The 18042-nt window shown below is 36.7% G+C and carries 20 protein-coding genes and 1 tRNA gene; 17 read left to right on the top strand and 4 right to left on the bottom strand.

Features of this window, described 5'->3' with window-relative positions:
* Window positions 1–4 precede the first annotated feature (4 nt).
* Entirely contained in the window at window positions 5–1294 is a 1290-nt protein-coding gene (gene lytR, locus MKY69_RS08400) for a glycopolymer--peptidoglycan transferase LytR (protein WP_340791433.1), read from the top strand.
* A gap of 32 nt (window positions 1295–1326) precedes the next feature.
* On the opposite strand, the gene MKY69_RS08395 is transcribed toward lytR, so the two are convergent.
* Both MKY69_RS08395 and MKY69_RS08390 read right to left on the bottom strand, forming a co-directional pair.
* Window positions 1327–1629, bottom strand: coding sequence for a hypothetical protein (locus MKY69_RS08395; protein ID WP_003104696.1), 303 nt, complete (start codon window positions 1627–1629; stop codon window positions 1327–1329).
* Window positions 1626–2045, bottom strand: a complete 420-nt coding sequence (locus tag MKY69_RS08390; protein WP_003103589.1) for an HIT family protein — start codon at window positions 2043–2045, stop codon at window positions 1626–1628. The genes MKY69_RS08395 and MKY69_RS08390 overlap by 4 nt, the downstream gene beginning before the upstream one ends.
* A 261-nt stretch (window positions 2046–2306) precedes the next feature.
* Between MKY69_RS08390 and MKY69_RS08385 the strand changes: the two genes are divergently transcribed.
* From MKY69_RS08385 to MKY69_RS08315, 15 genes are all read left to right on the top strand, one after another.
* Complete coding sequence (locus MKY69_RS08385; protein ID WP_003107549.1) at window positions 2307–3032, top strand: ABC transporter ATP-binding protein; 726 nt, start codon at window positions 2307–2309, stop codon at window positions 3030–3032.
* Window positions 3033–3034: 2 nt separating this feature from the next.
* On the top strand, window positions 3035–4069 hold the full coding sequence (locus MKY69_RS08380) for an ABC transporter permease (RefSeq protein WP_340791430.1): 1035 nt from the start codon (window positions 3035–3037) through the stop codon (window positions 4067–4069).
* 60 nt (window positions 4070–4129) lie between these two features.
* Window positions 4130–4921 carry a cell cycle regulator CcrZ gene (gene ccrZ / locus MKY69_RS08375; protein ID WP_003107547.1) on the top strand — a complete coding sequence of 264 codons (792 nt, stop codon included), beginning with the start codon at window positions 4130–4132 and terminating at the stop codon, window positions 4919–4921.
* Window positions 4921–5556 (top strand): tRNA (guanosine(46)-N7)-methyltransferase TrmB, encoded by a 636-nt coding sequence (trmB, locus tag MKY69_RS08370; protein WP_003107546.1) that lies wholly within the window; start codon window positions 4921–4923, stop codon window positions 5554–5556. Before ccrZ ends, trmB begins: the two co-directional genes overlap by 1 nt.
* Window positions 5557–5588: 32 nt before the next feature.
* A tRNA-Ser gene (locus tag MKY69_RS08365) sits at window positions 5589–5675 on the top strand.
* 274 nt (window positions 5676–5949) lie between these two features.
* Window positions 5950–6432, top strand: coding sequence for a ribosome maturation factor RimP (rimP, locus tag MKY69_RS08360; RefSeq protein WP_003102760.1), 483 nt, complete (start codon window positions 5950–5952; stop codon window positions 6430–6432).
* A gap of 88 nt (window positions 6433–6520) precedes the next feature.
* Entirely contained in the window at window positions 6521–7675 is a 1155-nt protein-coding gene (gene nusA / locus MKY69_RS08355) for a transcription termination factor NusA (protein ID WP_037621358.1), read from the top strand.
* Window positions 7676–7690: 15 nt separating this feature from the next.
* On the top strand, window positions 7691–7987 hold the full coding sequence (gene rnpM, locus MKY69_RS08350; RefSeq protein WP_003104517.1) for an RNase P modulator RnpM: 297 nt from the start codon (window positions 7691–7693) through the stop codon (window positions 7985–7987).
* A complete protein-coding gene (locus tag MKY69_RS08345; RefSeq protein WP_003103628.1) occupies window positions 7980–8282 on the top strand; it encodes a YlxQ-related RNA-binding protein in 303 nt (100 codons plus the stop codon). Before rnpM ends, MKY69_RS08345 begins: the two co-directional genes overlap by 8 nt.
* A 19-nt stretch (window positions 8283–8301) precedes the next feature.
* Entirely contained in the window at window positions 8302–11214 is a 2913-nt protein-coding gene (gene infB / locus MKY69_RS08340) for a translation initiation factor IF-2 (RefSeq protein WP_340791422.1), read from the top strand.
* 157 nt (window positions 11215–11371) lie between these two features.
* A complete protein-coding gene (gene rbfA / locus MKY69_RS08335) occupies window positions 11372–11722 on the top strand; it encodes a 30S ribosome-binding factor RbfA (RefSeq protein ID WP_340791420.1) in 351 nt (116 codons plus the stop codon).
* A 128-nt stretch (window positions 11723–11850) separates the two neighbouring features.
* A complete protein-coding gene (locus MKY69_RS08330; RefSeq protein WP_003103261.1) occupies window positions 11851–12288 on the top strand; it encodes a CopY/TcrY family copper transport repressor in 438 nt (145 codons plus the stop codon).
* On the top strand, window positions 12281–14482 hold the full coding sequence (locus MKY69_RS08325) for a heavy metal translocating P-type ATPase (protein WP_003107540.1): 2202 nt from the start codon (window positions 12281–12283) through the stop codon (window positions 14480–14482). The genes MKY69_RS08330 and MKY69_RS08325 overlap by 8 nt, the downstream gene beginning before the upstream one ends.
* Before the next feature lies 1 nt (window position 14483).
* Complete coding sequence (locus MKY69_RS08320) at window positions 14484–14684, top strand: heavy-metal-associated domain-containing protein (RefSeq protein WP_003107539.1); 201 nt, start codon at window positions 14484–14486, stop codon at window positions 14682–14684.
* 150 nt (window positions 14685–14834) lie between these two features.
* Window positions 14835–15650: a Cof-type HAD-IIB family hydrolase gene (locus tag MKY69_RS08315; RefSeq protein WP_062806819.1), complete on the top strand. Its 816-nt coding sequence runs from the start codon at window positions 14835–14837 to the stop codon at window positions 15648–15650.
* A gap of 57 nt (window positions 15651–15707) precedes the next feature.
* Here the strand turns inward: MKY69_RS08315 and MKY69_RS08310 are convergent, their stop codons facing one another.
* Window positions 15708–16265 carry a TetR/AcrR family transcriptional regulator gene (locus tag MKY69_RS08310; RefSeq protein WP_003107535.1) on the bottom strand — a complete coding sequence of 186 codons (558 nt, stop codon included), beginning with the start codon at window positions 16263–16265 and terminating at the stop codon, window positions 15708–15710.
* 133 nt (window positions 16266–16398) lie between these two features.
* Between MKY69_RS08310 and MKY69_RS08305 the strand changes: the two genes are divergently transcribed.
* Window positions 16399–17244: a DegV family protein gene (locus MKY69_RS08305; RefSeq protein ID WP_003105082.1), complete on the top strand. Its 846-nt coding sequence runs from the start codon at window positions 16399–16401 to the stop codon at window positions 17242–17244.
* A gap of 40 nt (window positions 17245–17284) precedes the next feature.
* Here MKY69_RS08305 and MKY69_RS08300 read toward each other — a convergent pair whose 3' ends face one another.
* Window positions 17285–17962, bottom strand: a complete 678-nt coding sequence (locus tag MKY69_RS08300; RefSeq protein ID WP_340791414.1) for a hypothetical protein — start codon at window positions 17960–17962, stop codon at window positions 17285–17287.
* Between the last annotated feature and the right edge of the window lie 80 nt (window positions 17963–18042).

Here is an 18042-nt window from a genome sequence, read left to right as displayed (position 1 = left end):
ACGAATGAAAATCGGAAAAAAAATACTCCTCATGTTATCGGCCATTTTAATTACTACGGTTGTAGCCTTGGGGGTTTATGCAACAAGTGCATATCACTTTTCAACTGATGAACTAGCAAAAACTTTTAAAGATTTTTCAATTAGTGGAAAGAAAAGTACAGCAATTAAACAAACAAAACCTTTTTCAATATTGCTTATGGGTGTTGATACAGGATCGGCTGAAAGAAAATCAAAGTGGGCAGGAAATAGCGATTCTATGATTTTAGTGACAATCAATCCTAAAACTAAGAAAACGACCATGACAAGTTTAGAACGAGATATTTTAATTAAATTATCTGGACCTGAAGGAAATGAAATGGATGGTGAAGAAGCAAAATTAAATGCTGCATATGCCTCAGGTGGTGCTCAAATGGCAATAATGACCATTCAAGATTTATTGAATATAAAGATTGATAATTTTGTCCGCATCAATATGCAAGGGTTGGTTGATTTAGTCGATGCTGTAGGTGGAATAACGGTTACGAATGAATTTGATTTTCCAATTTCAATATCGGAGAATGAGCCTGAGTATAAAGCCACAGTAGCACCAGGGACACATAAAATTAATGGCGAACAAGCCTTAGTTTATGCACGGATGCGTTATGATGATCCTGAAGGTGATTATGGACGACAAAAACGTCAGCGAATCGTTATTCAAAAGGTATTACAAAAAATCTTAGCTTTAGAGAGTGTAAGCTCTTATCGAAAAATTTTGCATGCTGTAAGTAACAACATGCAAACGAATATTGAGATATCATCAGCTACTATTCCGAAACTTTTGGCATACTCTGATGCGCTGAAAAAAGTAAAGGCATTCCAGCTAAAGGGTGAAGATGCTACCTTAGCAGATGGTGGATCTTATCAAATTGTTACCGAGGACCACTTACTTAAAATTCAAAATCAAATTCGTAAACAATTAGGTAAAGCCGAAGTTACGGTGTTGAAAACAAGTGCAATTACCATCGAAGAATTAAATGGAACAAGTAAGGTTGAAAAGGAGCAAACTGATGTTCCTGCTTCAATTCAAGAAGATAATTATACAAACTATTCAGACAACACTAATCAAGGTAATTATAATTCAAATAACAATATCACGATTATCCCACCAGAAAGTAGTGCTCCAGTTCAAACTTATCCATCAAGTGAACCTACAACTTCAGGAACAGTGCCGGTTGCTCCAGTGCCATCAGCGCCTGCACCAATAACTCCTGTTTCACCAAGTACAGGTACAACTCCAGTTGCGCCTGTACAATAATAAAGAAATAAAGAGATCCTTTCGGATCTCTTTTACTTTTCTTCAGGTTTTTCTTGATATTTTTCCATTCGCTCTTTAATTTGTTGCATTAAGGGCTCAGTTTCCTGATTAAATGCTCTAAATTTATAAGATAAATCTTTATTAATTTTTTCGATTTTACTAGTTTCAGATTTAATCACGGCCAAGTTTACTTTAATGCGATCAACATCCTTTTGAATAGCATCTTTTGACTCTTTTGATTCTTTGAGGCCGGTCTTGATTTTGTCTCGGTTTTCATAAGCTTTATAGGATGTGTAGGCAGCGACGCCAAAAGTAATCAGTGAATTGATTCTCATTCGGTTATCTCCTTATGGATTTTTTGGGCTAATACGGCGAGAGCTTCAAAGTCAGGCTCATGTGTTGTATAAGTAATGTCAATTCCATCTTCAGAACCGTAGCGTGGAATCAAATGAATATGGGCATGAAAAACAGACTGACCAGCAATTTCCTCATTGTTGTTGATGATGTTCATAGCTGGCGCTTCGGTTGCTTTTTGCAGTGCGCGAGCAATCTTAGGCAAACGTGAAAAAGTTTTACTAGCTAATTCGGCGTCCATATCGAGGACGTTACGAACATGTTTTTTTGGGATCAGAAGAGTATGGCCAGGTGTGGTTTGTGTGATATCAAGAAAAGCCAAAACTTGGTCATCTTCGTATATTTTGGACGAAGGAATCTTACCTGAGATAATATTACAGAAAATACAGTTATCCATCTTATTCACCTACGCTTCTTAATTTAATAAATGTAACTGTTATTAGTATATCAAAATCTTTAAATAATCTAAATTATTTGCTTAGCGCTTTCACCCTTTTTCAAGAGACTAAACTTGGATTTGAATCAAAAATTTATAATATTTTAAAAAAATGATTATTACTATCTCTAATCTTGGAGAGGATTAAGGTATCTTTCTGTCACCTTCTTGATTTGAATTTGGTATAATGGGTATCAGACGAAAACTTTAGAAAGAGTACTTATGTTAAAAATTGAAAATCTGACAGGTGGTTATATTAATATCCCTGTTTTGAAGGACATTTCTTTTTCCGTTGATGCTGGTCAATTAGTAGGATTAATTGGTTTGAATGGTGCAGGAAAATCAACGACAATCAATGAAATAATTGGTTTGTTAAGACCTTATAAAGGTAGCATTACCATTGATGGCATCTCCTTGATAGATGACAAAACAGCCTACAGGAAGAAAATTGGCTTTATACCCGAAACACCAAGTCTTTACGAAGAATTGACCTTGGCTGAACACATTGAAACAATTGCCATGGCTTACGACATTCCAGTAAAAGAAGCACATGATCGAGCAAAACCTTTATTGAAAACATATCGTTTGGAGGATAAATTGGATTGGTATCCCGTTCATTTTTCTAAAGGAATGAAACAAAAAGTAATGATTATCTGTGCTTTTATTATTGATCCTAGGTTATTTATTCTAGATGAACCATTCCTTGGCCTAGATCCGTTAGCAATTGCTGACTTAATTGCCTATTTGGACGAGGAAAAAAAGAAAGGCAAGTCAATTTTGATGAGTACACACGTTCTCGATTCTGCAGAAAAAATGTGTGATCGGTTTGTCATTTTACATCATGGACAAATCCGTGCCCAAGGGACTTTGGACGATTTACGAACTACATTTGGTGATAACCAGGCTAGTCTAAATGATATATACTTAGCCTTGACCAAAGAGGCTTAATCATGGAAGAATTGTTTAAAAAACGAAAGCAGGACTTTCAAAAACTTCATCGTAAGTACCTCCCCTATGTTCTGAATGATCATTTTGTGCTTGTATTAGTCTTTTTATTAGGCTATGTTTTATATCAATATAGCCAACTCTTGCGCCATTTTCCTGAAAATCACTGGCCAATTATTATTTGTCTAATTTTCTTAACCTTCTTTTTATTACAGGTTGGCTCTGTGGCGACATATTTGGAAGAGGCTGACCGTCAGTTCTTGCTTGCCAAAGAAAATCAACTGATTACCTATATAGACAGAGCTGGGCGTCACTCATTTGTTAGTGGAACTGTGATTCAAAGCGTTTGTTTAGCTCTGCTATTCCCCATCTTCGCAAGACTTGGCCTATCGCTGACGCTCTTTGTTCTCATGTTGGTACTCTTAGCTGGTTTGAAGTGGTTGATCCAGAAAAGGAAAGTAGCTGCGCTGATGGCCGATAGTGGCTTGAATTGGGATGCTAGTATTGTCAGTGAGAAAAGACGAAAGCAACAAATTCTGAAGTTTTATTCCCTTTTTGTAAATGTCAAGGGTGTATCCACCAGTGTAAAAGAAAGATCTTACTTAAATCCGCTTTTAAGAACTGTTGAAAAAAAATCAGGCTCACATTGGCTCAATCTCTTTGCGCGTGCTTTTTTGCGAAGCTCAGATTATCTTGGTCTCTATATTAGATTAACCTTTTTAGCATTATTATCACTAATATTTATTAGTAATGATTATTTATCAATGGCTTTGGCGTTGATTTTTGACTACCTTTTATTATTTCAATTGCTGTCACTATATCATCATTTTGATTATCATTACTTATCAATTTTATATCCGGAAGATAGTAAGCAAAAGAAAGCTGATTTACTCAAATTATTACGAGGGCTATCTTTGGTTTTATTGATCATAGAGATTGGATTTACAGGCAATTTCATAAATGCTGTAATCATGACTATCTTCTTTGGGGTAATGGGCAATCTCTATTTGCCTTATAAGTTAAAGAACATAATTGACTAAGTAAGTCAAAACAAGTAAAATAAGAATAAGTGATTAGAAATAGAAAAGGAGGGCGACAGTTTGACAACAACAGATCAGGACCTAACATTAACGCCCTTAAAAGGGAAAAGTGGGAAAGCTTATAAGGGAACATATCCGAATGGTGATAATGTTTTTATTAAATTGAATACCACACCAATCCTTCCGGCCTTAGCAAAAGAACAAATTGCTCCTCAATTATTGTGGGCAAAACGCTTGGGTAACGGAGATATGATGAGTGCTCAAGAATGGTTGGATGGCAGAATTTTGAATCGTGGAGACATGAATAGCAAACAGATTGTTCAGATCTTAAGTCGCCTTCATAAATCGAAGCAGTTAGTTAATCAACTCTTGCAACTAAACTATAAAATTGAGAACCCTTACGATTTATTAATTGATTTTGAACAAAACGCACCATTTCAAATTCAACAAAATTCTTATCTACAAGATATTGTTAAAGAATTGAAAAAAAGCCTTCCTGCTTTTAGAGCGGAAGTAGCAACTATTGTTCATGGTGACATTAAACATAGTAATTGGGTTATTACAACTAGTGGCATGATTTATTTATGTGATTGGGACTCTGTTAGATTGACTGACAGAATGTATGATGTTGCTTATTTATTAAGCCATTACATTCCACAATCACGTTGGCCAGAATGGTTATCTTATTATGGCTATAAGAACAATGAAAAAGTCATGAGTAAGATTGTATGGTATGGCCAGTTGTCTTATTTGACTCAAATCCTGAGATGTTTTGATCAACGAGATATGGAACATGTTAACCAAGAAATTTATGCGTTACGACGTTTTAGAGAGATATTTAGAAAGAAATAATGCGAGTTAGAAAACGAAAAGGTGCCGAAGAGCATCTTGAAAACAATCCAAATTATGTCATTTTGACACCTGAAGAGTCTAAAGGACATTGGAAAGAAGTTTTCGGAAACAATAATCCGATTCATATTGAGGTAGGATCTGGTAAGGGTGGATTTGTGACTGGAATGGCCCAAAAAAATCCTGATATTAATTACATTGGAATCGATATTCAACTCTCTGTCCTTAGTTATGCACTGGATAAGGTATTGGAATCAGGTGTTTCTAATGTGAAATTATTAAGGGTTGATGGCTCAAGTTTAACCAACTACTTTGATGATGGTGAGATTGATTTACTTTATCTCAATTTTTCTGATCCATGGCCAAAAACCAAACATGAAAAACGTCGCTTAACCTATAAGGACTTTTTAAAGACTTATCAACAAATTTTACCAGAAAACGGTCAAGTCCACTTTAAGACAGATAATCGTGGCTTGTTTGAATATAGTCTAGCTAGTATGTCACAGTATGGCATGACACTTAATCAAGTTTGGCTCGATTTACATGCAAGTGATTATCCGGATAATGTGATGACCGAATATGAAGCAAAATTCTCAAGTTTAGGCCAAGTTATTTACCGCCTAGAAGCACAATTTTAACTATTTAGAAGTTGTTAAGACAACTTCCTTATGGAGAGGTCGCATAGTGGCCGAGTGCGCACGCTTGGAAAGCGTGTAGTCCTTAACAGGGCTCGGGGGTTCGAATCCCCTCCTCTCCTTTATCCTGCTGATATATCAGTGTTATGAAGTGGTTCGCCCACTATACACCCACAAAATTATAGAATATAAAAAATGTCCTTGATAATTTGGTCATTTTTTTATTTAATGTGCAAATTTTAGCAGAAATAGCAATATCATTTGCATTACCCTGTTTTTGTGGTATAATACAAGTAACTAATACAGAAAGGTGGTGGGAAAACTTCTCGCCACTTTTGTATTGAAATTTTGTAACGAGGACATATTCTTTAGTTCTAGTTAATTAAAAAGGAGGTCATGACAATAGCTAATCAATCAATTATTGAAACCGTTACAGAAGCGGTAGCGCCTAAAATCCTAGCACCTTTTGAATTGGTCGATGTTGAATATGAAAAAATGGGAAACGACTACGTTTTAAGTATTCTTATTGACAAGGATGGAGGGATTACTGTTGAAGATACTACGGCATTAACTGAAATTATCAGTCCAGTACTCGATCAGATAACACCAGATCCATTTCCTGAACAGTACATGTTAGAAGTGTCTAGCCCTGGTTTAGAAAGACCATTGAAAACCGCTGAAAGTATTACCAATGCTGTTGGTTCTTACATCAATGTTAGTCTTTATAAAGCAATCGACAAAATCAAAGTCTTTCAAGGTGATTTAGTGGCATTTGATGGCCAAACTTTAACCATTAACTATTTGGAGAAAAATCGTCAGAAGACTGTTGAAATCCCTTATCAATCTGTTGCAAAAGCACGTCTAGCAGTAAAGCTGTAAGAGTATACTGTTATTATGCTTTTGAGAGATTTGCAATTTATCTCAGAAAGGAAATTTGTTCTGGATTTTTAACCAGAACGTAAAAATTATGAGCAAAGAAATGCTAGAAGCCTTCCGCATTTTGGAAGAAGAAAAACACATTAATAAAAGTGATATAATTGAGGCAGTAACTGAATCATTAAAATCTGCTTACAAACGTCGTTATGGTCAGTCTGAATCATGTGTTATTGAGTTTAATGAAAAAACTGGAGATTTCCAAGTTTTCACAGTTCGTGAAGTAGTTGAGGAAGTTTTTGATAGCCGTTTAGAAATTGGTCTAAAAGATGCCTTGGCAATTAGTTCAGCTTATGAATTAGGCGACAAAATCCGTTTTGAAGAGTCAGTAGCAGAATTTGGACGGGTTGCAGCTCAATCTGCTAAACAAACAATTATGGAAAAAATGCGACGTCAAATGCGTGAAGTAACCTTCAATGAGTACAAAGAACATGAAGGTGAAATTATGACGGGTACGGTTGAACGTTTTGACCAACGCTTTATCTATGTTAACCTAGGTTCGCTTGAGGCACAGTTATCCCATCAAGATCAAATTCCTGGTGAAACGTTCAAATCACATGATCGAATTGATGTTTATGTCTACAAAGTAGAAAACAATCCTAAAGGCGTCAATGTATTTGTTAGCCGGAGCCATCCAGAATTTATCAAGCGCATCATGGAACAAGAAATTCCAGAAGTTTTTGATGGAACTGTAGAAATTATGAGTGTCTCACGTGAGGCTGGTGATCGTACTAAGGTTGCGGTGCGTAGCCATAACCCAAATGTTGACGCTATTGGTACTATTGTTGGACGGGGTGGTAGCAACATTAAAAAAGTTATTAGTAAATTCCATCCAAAACGTTTTGATCAAAAAGCCGGAGCTGAAATTCCAGTTGAAGAAAACATCGATGTTATCCAATGGGTTGATGATCCAGCAGAATTCATTTACAATGCTATTGCACCAGCAGAAGTTGATATGGTATTGTTTGATGAAGCTGATTCTAAACGTGCAACGGTCGTTGTTCCGGATAGTAAATTATCACTTGCGATTGGCCGTCGTGGACAAAACGTTCGTTTAGCAGCTCATCTAACTGGTTACAGAATTGATATTAAATCTGCTAGTGATTATGAGCGCATGGAAGCTGAGCAAGAAAACCAATCAACTGAGCTTGTAGAAGAGACTATCGCTCCTACAAACGAGGAAGAATAAGAAAAGAGGTGTTTTATGCCTAAAGAAAAAAAAATACCTTTACGTAAGTCACTTGTTTCAGGTGAAATAATTGATAAGCGTGATTTGCTTCGTATTGTTAAAACAAAAGAAGGCGAGATATTTATTGACCCGACAGGGAAGAAAAATGGTCGTGGTGCCTATATTAAACTTGATAATGCGGAGGCAAAGCAGGCAAAGAAAAAACAAGTCTTTAATCGTAGTTTCTCTATGGACGTTCCGGAAAGTTTTTACGATGAGTTGATTGCTTATGTTGATCACAAAGTAAAAAGAAGAGAGTTAGGTCTTGAATAATTTACAAAGATTGTCCAATCTAATCGGTCTCGCTCAACGAGCAGGGAAAATTATTTCTGGGGAAGAGATGGTTGTGAAAGCTATTCAGCATGAAGCAGTTAATATAGTTTTCTTAGCAAATGATGCTGGACCAAATGTGACAAAAAAAGTAACAGATAAAAGTAAATATTATAATGTAGAAGTCTCCACAGTGTTTAATGCACTGGAATTAAGTGCTGCACTAGGCAAACCACGTAAAGTTGTTGCAGTTGCAGACGCTGGATTTTCAAAGAAAATGAGGACTCTTATGGAATAGACGAGTAGGAGGACACAAATTGTCAAAAAGAAGATTACATGAAATTGCCAAAGAAATTGGTAAAACAAGTAAAGAAGTTGTGGATCACGCAAAAAACTTAGGTTTAGACGTTAAAAGTCATGCTTCAAGTGTTGAAGATTCGGACGCAAAGAAAATAATTTCAAGTTTTTCAACGCCAAAAGTTGAAAAATCTGAACTTCAAAAATCAAATCCTGTTGAAAAGAAAGTTTCTAACTCAGTTCAAAAAACTGAAAAATCGAATGAAAAAAAAGCTGAAGTAAAAAATACGAAAACTGCAGAAGTTGTGAAGCAAGATGTGTTAAATAAGACTAACGAGCAAGTAGCAAGTTCACCATTAAGTTCTCAATCAGCAACACCAAGACCAAAGAGTCGTAACTTTAAAGCTGAACGTGAAGCTAGAGCTAAAGAGCAGGATGCCAGAAGAGCGAACGGACAACAAGCGACTAATGGTCGTCAAGGGGAAAGCAGAAGTCGTCAGCAAGGTGGTTTTTCAAACCGAGACAATCAACTAGGTAACACTAGACAAGGAAATCAGTCTAGAGATAATCGTCAATCATTTAGAGATGGCAATCAATCTAGAGATAACAAACCAGGATTCAAAAAAGATTATAATAATCGAGATCGTTTCCAAGGTAATCACAATCAAAACACAGCTTCTAAACCAGCAGCTGGCAAGATTGATTTCAAAGCAAGAGCAGCAGCTTTAAAAGCAGAACAAAATGCTGAGTACACTCGTAAACGAGAAGATGACTTCCGTCAAGCTAAAGAAGCACAGCGATTAGCTGAAAAAGCGCAGGAAGAAGCAAAACGTTTAGCAGTTAAAGAAGCAGCTGAAAAAGCAAGATTGGAAAAAGAAACACCAAAAGTAAAACCGACAGCAAAGGTTAGCCAAGGTATTCCTGAAGTAGCTAAAACAAGTACTGCCAAACCTGTTGATAAACGTCGTAAAAAATCCCGTCCAGAAAAAGGTCAAGGTGAAAGCCCTCGAACTGAAGATGGACCAAAGCAAAATAAGAAAAGTTGGAATAATCAGAGCCAAGTGAGAAATCAAAGAAATAGTAACTGGAATAAAAGACCTAAAAAAGGTAAAAACAACAGAAATAACAATTCAGCTCCAAAACCAGTAACAGAGCGTAAATTCCATGAATTGCCAAAAGAGTTTGAGTATACTGGAGGTATGACAGTTGCTGAAATTGCAAAACGTATTAAACGTGAACCTGCTGAAATTGTTAAAAAACTTTTCATGATGGGAATTATGGCAACTCAAAACCAATCTCTTGATGGAGATGCTATTGAATTGTTAATGGTAGATTATGGTATAGAAGCGATTGCTAAAGTTGAAGTTGATAATGCCGATATTGAACGTTTCTTCGAAGACGAAACTTACCTTAACCCAGAAAACATTGTTGAACGTGCACCAGTTGTTACAATCATGGGACACGTTGACCATGGTAAAACAACTCTTTTAGATACATTACGTAACTCACGTGTTGCTACAGGTGAAGCGGGTGGTATCACTCAGCATATTGGAGCTTACCAAATTGAAGAAGCTGGTAAGAAGATTACTTTCTTAGATACACCTGGACACGCGGCCTTTACAAGTATGCGTGCTCGTGGAGCATCTGTAACTGATATTACAATCTTAATTGTTGCTGCCGATGATGGTGTTATGCCTCAAACAATTGAAGCAATTAATCACTCAAAAGCTGCTGAAGTTCCAATTATTGTTGCTATTAACAAAATTGATAAACCAGGAGCAAATCCAGAACGTGTTATTTCTGAATTAGCTGAACATGGAATTATTTCAACTGCTTGGGGTGGAGACTGTGAATTTGTCGAAATTTCTGCCAAGTTCAATAAAAATATTGATGAACTTTTAGAAACTGTTTTATTAGTAGCAGAAGTTGAAGAACTTAAAGCTGATCCAACTGTCCGTGCCATTGGTACTGTTATCGAAGCTCGTCTTGACAAAGGTAAAGGTGCTGTTGCAACTCTTCTAGTTCAACAAGGAACGCTTCATGTTCAAGACCCAATCGTTATTGGGAATACATTCGGTCGTGTTCGTGCGATGACAAATGACCTAGGGCGTCGCGTTAAATATGCATTACCATCAACACCAGTTTCAATCACTGGGTTGAATGAAACGCCAATGGCGGGTGATCACTTTGCTGTTTATGAAGATGAAAAAGCAGCGCGTGCAGCTGGTGAAGAACGTGCAAAACGTGCCCTTCTAAAACAACGTCAAAATACACAACGTGTTAGCCTTGATAACCTCTTTGATACCCTTAAAGCAGGTGAAATTAAAACTGTTAATGTTATCATCAAAGCTGATGTTCAAGGTTCAGTTGAAGCTCTCGCAACATCACTTCTTAAAATTGAAGTTGAAGGCGTTCGTGTAAATGTTGTCCATTCGGCTGTTGGTGCTATCAATGAGTCTGATGTCACATTGGCTGAGGCTTCTAACGCTGTTATTATTGGTTTCAACGTTCGTCCTACACCTCAAGCTCGTCAACAAGCTGACGCTGACGAAGTAGAAATTCGTCTTCACAGCATCATTTACAAAGTGATAGAAGAAGTAGAAGAAGCAATGAAAGGTAAACTTGATCCAGTTTACAAAGAAAGAATCATTGGTGAAGCTATTGTTCGTGAAACGTTTAAAGTATCCAAAGTTGGTACAATTGGTGGATTTATGGTTACAAGTGGTAAAATCACTCGTGACTCTAGCGTCCGCGTAATTCGTGATAGTGTTGTTATTTTTGATGGTAAATTAGGCAGTCTTAAACATTATAAAGATGATGTTAAAGAAGTCGGTAATGCCCAAGAAGGTGGTTTGATGATTGAAAACTACAATGACCTTCAAATGGATGATATCTTAGAAGCATATATTATGGAAGAAGTTATTCGTAAGTGATACTACCAAAGGAGACTGAAGTCTCTCTTTGGTAGACGGAAGCCGCCATATTGCGGTCTTCCTAATCACCCCACTAGGCTCAAAGTCGAGAGGAATCGTCTCTCCTAATCTGTTAACCATAATAAGATTGACAGATAGTTTTAGAAAGGAATTTCTTATGGCAAATCATCGTATTGACCGTGTTGGAATGGAAATCAAACGTGAAGTGAATGACATTTTACAAAAAAAAGTTCGTGATCCACGTGTTCAAGGAGTTACCATTACAGAAGTTCAAATGCTTGGTGATTTATCTGCTGCCAAAGTGTACTATACTCTAATGAGTGACTTAGCCTCAGATAATCAGAAAGCCCAAACTGGTTTGGAAAAAGCAACTGGAACGATTAAACGTGAATTAGGTAAAAGCCTTTCTATGTATAAAATTCCAGATTTGATTTTCGAAAAAGATAATTCTATTGCTTATGGTAATAAAATTGATGAACTTCTTCGTAACCTTGATCAAAAAGATTAATTGTAAATACAAAAAACTCGAACTCGATAATAATCATCCAGTTCGAGTTTTTTTAAGGCAAATTAGTTTACAAATGTAGACCGTTGTGTTAGAATAAATTTACAAATGTAAACAAAGAAAGGGGAATTATGACTCAAATATCAAATTCAGAGTGGGAAGTCATGCGAGTGCTCTGGGCCAGTGAAGAACAAAAGAGTAGTGATATCATAAGAATCTTGCAAGAAAAGTTTGACTGGTCTCCATCTACTATTAAAACCTTGCTAGGAAGATTAGTTGATAAAAAATTGGTAACGAGTAAAAGAGATGGGCGCGCTTATCTGTATCGAGCTATTGAAGGACCAAAAGTTTATCAAGAGGCATTAATAAGAGAAGACTTTGATAAAATTTGTCAACGACAACATAGTGATATTATTTACCAACTATTAGATGACTTACCAATGACTTCCCAAGAAGTGGCATTATTTATTTCACTCTTACAAGGAAAGAAAACGGTTGAATCAGTTGCTTGTAACTGTGTACCGGGACAATGTGCCTGCCATGTCAAAGGAGAGATGACTTATGACTAAAGATACTTATTTGATTGAGGGGATGACCTGTGCTTCCTGTGCTTTAACTGTCGAAAATGCCGTCAAAAACTTACCTGATGTTGATCAAGCTTCAGTTAATTTAACAACTGAAAAGTTAACAATTAATTCTGAAGCTCCGATTACATCTGAAACCATCGAGAGAGTAGTTTCAGAAGCAGGTTATAAAGCTAGTCCTTATCATCCTGAAAATAGTCAATCTACACCAGTTCGTCAAGAAGAACATGCTAGAGCTTTATGGCATCAGTTTGTGTGGTCTGCTCTATTTACCATTCCCTTGCTTTATATAGCTATGGGACCAATGGTAGGACTTCCTCTGCCACAGTTTTTATCACCAATTACACATGCTAAATTTTTTGTAGGGCTTCAATTACTTCTTACCTTGCCAGTTATCTATATGGGCAAATCATACTATACAAATGGTTTCAGGGCCTTATTCAGAGGTCATCCTAACATGGATAGTTTAGTGGCAGTAGCCACCTCAGCAGCTTTACTCTATAGCATCTTTGGCTTTATTCAAGTTTTTAGAGGAGCTTTCCATTATGCTGGTCATTTGTATTTTGAATCAGCAGTAGTTATCCTAACCTTAATCACATTAGGGAACTATTTCGAAAGTCGGTCGAAAAGTAGCACATCACAAGCTATTTCAAAATTGTTGCAGTTAAAGGTCAATGAAGCTCATTTAATCAAAGATGACTCGACCAAATTAGTGCCAGTTGAAAGCATTCATGTTGGTGATCTGGTATTAATTAAACCCGGTGAAAAGGTCCCTGTTGATGGTCAAGTTGTCCAAGGGTCATCATATATTGATGAATCTATGTTGACAGGTGAAAGTAAACCTAACCAAAAAAATCAAGAAGACCCTGTTTACACCGGAACAATTAATGGACAAGGTAGTCTAACGGTTCAGGTCACTAAAACTGGAAATGAAACCTTCTTGGCACAAATTATTGGATTGGTCGAAGAAGCGCAAGGCAATAAAGCCCCTATTGCTAAAATTGCTGATATCGTTTCTGGGAAGTTTGTACCAATAGTGATGATTTTAGCTCTTTTAACAGCCATATTTTGGTTCTTCGTCATGAAAGAGACCTTCACCTTTTCATTAACAACTGCAATAGCAGTTCTAGTTATTGCATGTCCTTGTGCCCTTGGTTTGGCTACTCCAACAGCCATTATGGTTGGTTCTGGACGCGGAGCAGAAAATGGTATTTTGTTTAAAGGTGGAGATTACCTTGAAAACCTTCATCATGTCCATACAATCGTTTTTGATAAAACAGGAACGATTACTCAAGGAAAGCCTGTGTTAACAAAATTAACCATATTTAGTGGAGATGAACAATCGGTTCTGGTTGAAATGGCTTCAGTAGAGCAGGACTCCGAACATCCTATCAGCAGAGCTATTCTTAATAAAGCAAAAGAAGAAAATTTGAATCTTTTACCAGTTACTGAGTTTGAGTCTATCACAGGACTAGGGGTGAAAGGGATGGTTGATAAACAGGCTATCCTTGTCGGAAATAGTCGTTTGATGGAAGATTATGGTCTGACAGTTGAAGACTCAAGTCTCATGTATATGGCGAAAGATGGGCAATTAGTGGCAAGCTTTAATGTGGCTGACCAACTCAAGGAAGATAGTAAAGCAACGATCCAAGCTCTAAAAGCGCGTGGTATCAAAACAGTTATGCTGACGGGGGATCAAGAAGACACGGCAAGGGAAATTGCTGACGCTGTTGGAATTGACCAAGTCTATAGTCAGGTTCTTCCAGATCAGAAGGAAGCCATCATAGCATCGCTGCAAAAGGATGGACATACAGTAGCCATGATTGGAGATGGGATAAATGATGCCCCTGCCTTAGCTGCTGCAGACATCGGGATTTCATTGGGTTCTGGGACAGATATAGCTATTGAAGCGGCGGATGTCATCTTGATGAAACCGCAGATGCTCGATTTAGTGAAGGCCATTCAACTCAGTCAGGCAACTATTAAAGTTGTTAAAGAAAATTTATTCTGGGCATTTATTTACAATATCTTAATGATACCTATTGCTATGGGAGTGCTTTATTTATTTGGTGGGCCCCTATTAAACCCAATGTTAGCCGGCCTCGCTATGAGTTTTAGCTCTGTATCAGTCGTCTTAAATGCTCTTAGACTTAAAGCAATCCCATTAAAGGAGAAATAAAATGGAAAAATCATATAAAATTACAGGAATGAAATGTCAGGGCTGTGTAGATACAGTTACTGAAAAACTTTCAGCAGTCAGAGGTGTTGAAGCAGTTTCGGTCGATTTGGAAAAAGGCACTGCCCAAGTAACAGGAAAACCCCTTAGCTTTGCCTTAAAACGTGCATTGAAAGGCACCAAATTTACCATTGAAAAGAATTAAAAAAAGGAACCTCATGTTGAGGTTCCTTTTTAGATATGATTGAAAATTATAGATAGTTGTTTGACTGATTTTTTAAAAATGTTACACTTAAAAGGTAGACTTAATTGTATGTGAAAAATGAGTTACCTATTAGGAAAGTGAGTTAGAAAAATGATCAAACTAATTGCCATCGATTTGGATGGAACTTTATTAAATAGTAAGAAAGAAATTCCGCAAGAAAATATTAGAGCGATTCAGGAAGCGACTGCTAATGGCACTAAGATAGTTCTATGTACTGGACGTCCGAAAAGTGGAACAAAACCTTACTTCGATCAGCTGTACTTATCTGAAGATGAGTTTCTGATATTAAATAATGGCTGTAGCACTTATACCAGTTTGGAGTGGAACTTAATTCATCATCATGAATTAACGATTGACGATGTCAAAAAACTTGAAAAATTAAGTAGTGCTTATCCAGAAGTTCACTTAACGTTGACAACGGAAGAAAATTATTATGTTCTAGGTGACAATGTTCCAGATTTAGTTGCTATGGATGGAGAATTAGTTTTTACTAAGGTGAAAGAAACTGCCACTTCATCATTAGAAGAAAAGCCAGAAATCATTTTCCAAGCCATGTATATGGGACCGTCAGAAATTTTGGATCAGTTTGAAAAAGCAGTTCGCTCGCAGCTTGTGGAGGATTTCAGTGTTGTCCGCAGTCAAGACTATATTCTTGAAGTTATGCCTAAAGACGTCACAAAGGCCTATGCTCTTAAGGCTTTGGCTGATGATTTGAATTGCTCTGCTGAAGAAGTGATGGCCATCGGCGACGCGCCAAATGATATAGAGATGCTGACCTTTGCAGGTACAGGCGTAGCAATGGGCAACGCCAGTGAATCAATCAAAGTCCTAGCAAATCATATTACCAGTCATTGTGACCAAGCAGGGGTGGCAGAAGCGATTGATAAGTATGCCTTACTGAAATAAAAAAAGACCAGTCAGAATTAGAACTCATCATAATGAGTCAGTTCTGAACTGGTTTTCTTATGGTAAAAGAGGTAAGCCCATTTTAGCCATTTCTTCAGCTGGCGTCTTCATACCATCTTTTATCCAAGTCGATAAAACAGAGACAATGGCATTACTCCAAAAGAGTCGTGAATAATGGGATTGTTTAGCCTTTTTCCAACGTTGATAGGCTTTTAATCGTTTTGTAACCATCTGTGTTAGCAATTGTTGCATATGCTGTTTGAAAATAGCTTTAAAAAGTGTTTCTTCTTTTTTTGCTTCAGTAAAAAGGTAAAGCCAAGCTTGACTGGCCTGTGTATTTAAATCAAATGACTTAATTCCTTTAAAAATACGACGCAATACACCAGATAAATAGCTTTCTAAAATTTCTTCTTTCGATGAAAAATTGCGATAAAATGCATTTCTCGACACTCCGGCCTTGGATACAAGTTCAGAAATTGAAATCTGAGCAATTGATTTTTGATTGAGAAGATTTAATAGGGCAGTTTCTAGGGATTCCCTGGTTAATTGCCGAGTTTCTTTATTAAATTTCATTAAATTATTTAAGGAATTTTTAGCGATTACTTTATCGGTCATTACACTTTCCTTTCAACTGTGACATCGGACTATTTTTACTAGCTATTAATAGGCTAATGATGATATAATTTTAGGTGAAAAGCTTTAAAATGTCAATAGATTAAAAGCATATCAGAACGAAAGAGGAAAAAATATGACTTGGAAAATTGTAGCTGACTCAGGCTGTGATTTATTAGCCTTAAAAAACAGTGATAATCAAATAGAATTTGAGCGCGTGCCTTTAACAATTAGAATTGGGCAAGAAGTTTTTACAGATGATTTTGCTCTCGACGTAGATGATATGATGACTAAGATGTATGCTACTTCCGAAGCTGCTACATCTAGTTGCCCAAGCCCAGATGCTTTTATGCAGGCCTTTAAAGGAGCAGATAATGTCATTGCGATTACCATCACTGGTACTTTATCAGGAAGTAATAACAGTGCTCGTCTCGGTAAAGAAATGTTATTGGAAGAGAATCCAAATCTTAATATCCACGTAATTGACTCTTTGTCTGCTGGTGGAGAAATGGATTTAATCGTTTTAGAACTGGAAAGATTAATTTCTCAAGGACTTTCATTTGAACAAGTGGTTGAAGAAATCACAGCTTATCAAAACAAGACGGGCTTAGTCTTTGCCTTAGCAAAAGTAGATAATCTAGTTAAAAATGGTCGTGTTAGTAAACTTTTAGGAAAAGTCATTGGTTTAATGAACATCCGCATGGTAGGTTGTGCCAGTGAGGAAGGAAGACTAGAATTACTACAGAAAGCCCGTGGTCAGAAGAAAGCTGTTTTATCAATAGTTGATGAAATGAAAAAAGCTGGCTATGAAGGTGGCAAAACATTTATTTGTCATCGTAAAAATGAGAAGATCTGTCAACAAATTTTAGAGAATCTTAAAGAGAAATACCCTACAGCAACAATGGAAGTAGCTGAAACATCTGGTTTATGCAGTTTCTATGCTGAAGAAGAAGGTATTCTCCTTGGATATGAAAAAGCCTAACAAAAAAGCTGACTCAATTGATTGAGTCAGCTTTTTTTAACTATTGACCAGAAGTTCCTGTTGTTCCATCAGTACCTGTTCCATTTGTTGTATCAGTAGCAGGTGCACTTGTTTCTGGTGCTGGTGGTGTGGGTACAATTGGTGCGGAAGCTGGTGCTTGAGGAATATAACTCTCGGCTGGAGCTTGACCCGCGTCTACTGTAGTATCAGTAGCAGGTACACTGGGAATTGAATCAGATTCAATCACAGTGGTATCTATAATGACAATAGCATCTAATTGGCTTTGTAAATCAGCTTTTTTCTTTTCATCATTAACTTTATCAATTGCTGCTTGAGCTAAATCTTTATTTTCAGTTGTCGGATTATTTTTAGTTTCTTCAACAGCTTTTTGAGCTTTTTCATAGGTCTCAAAATCACTCTTGATTTGGTCTAATTTTTTTTGAAGTTGTTTTTTTGTATCTGTGTTTTTGAGCTTGTCTAGTTTCTTCTGTGCCTTTTCAATAGCATCCTTACTTGGATTTTTCTCGGCGTTAGCTATGAGGTCAACAGCTTCTGAAAGGTTATTATTTTTGCTGACGACTTTATGGGTAGGCTGCACTGCATTTTCACTTGAGTTAACATTAGCCATGTCACCAAAAATAAAATAAATTCCACCCGCAATAATCAAGGTGATTACGCTTAGAACGAGAAAGAGTCGTTCTGTTTTTTCCTGTTTCATACTTATCTCCTAATACTTCTTTGAATACTGACAAGCTCTATTATACAAGAAAAGTAAGAATTATTAAAGATGCTTATTAA

This window comes from Streptococcus sp. FSL R7-0212 (assembly GCF_038007985.1).
Lineage (GTDB): Bacteria > Bacillota > Bacilli > Lactobacillales > Streptococcaceae > Streptococcus > Streptococcus parauberis.
The sequence above is the reverse complement of the archived record's forward strand: the minus strand, read 5'-3'. Positions and strand labels throughout refer to the sequence as shown.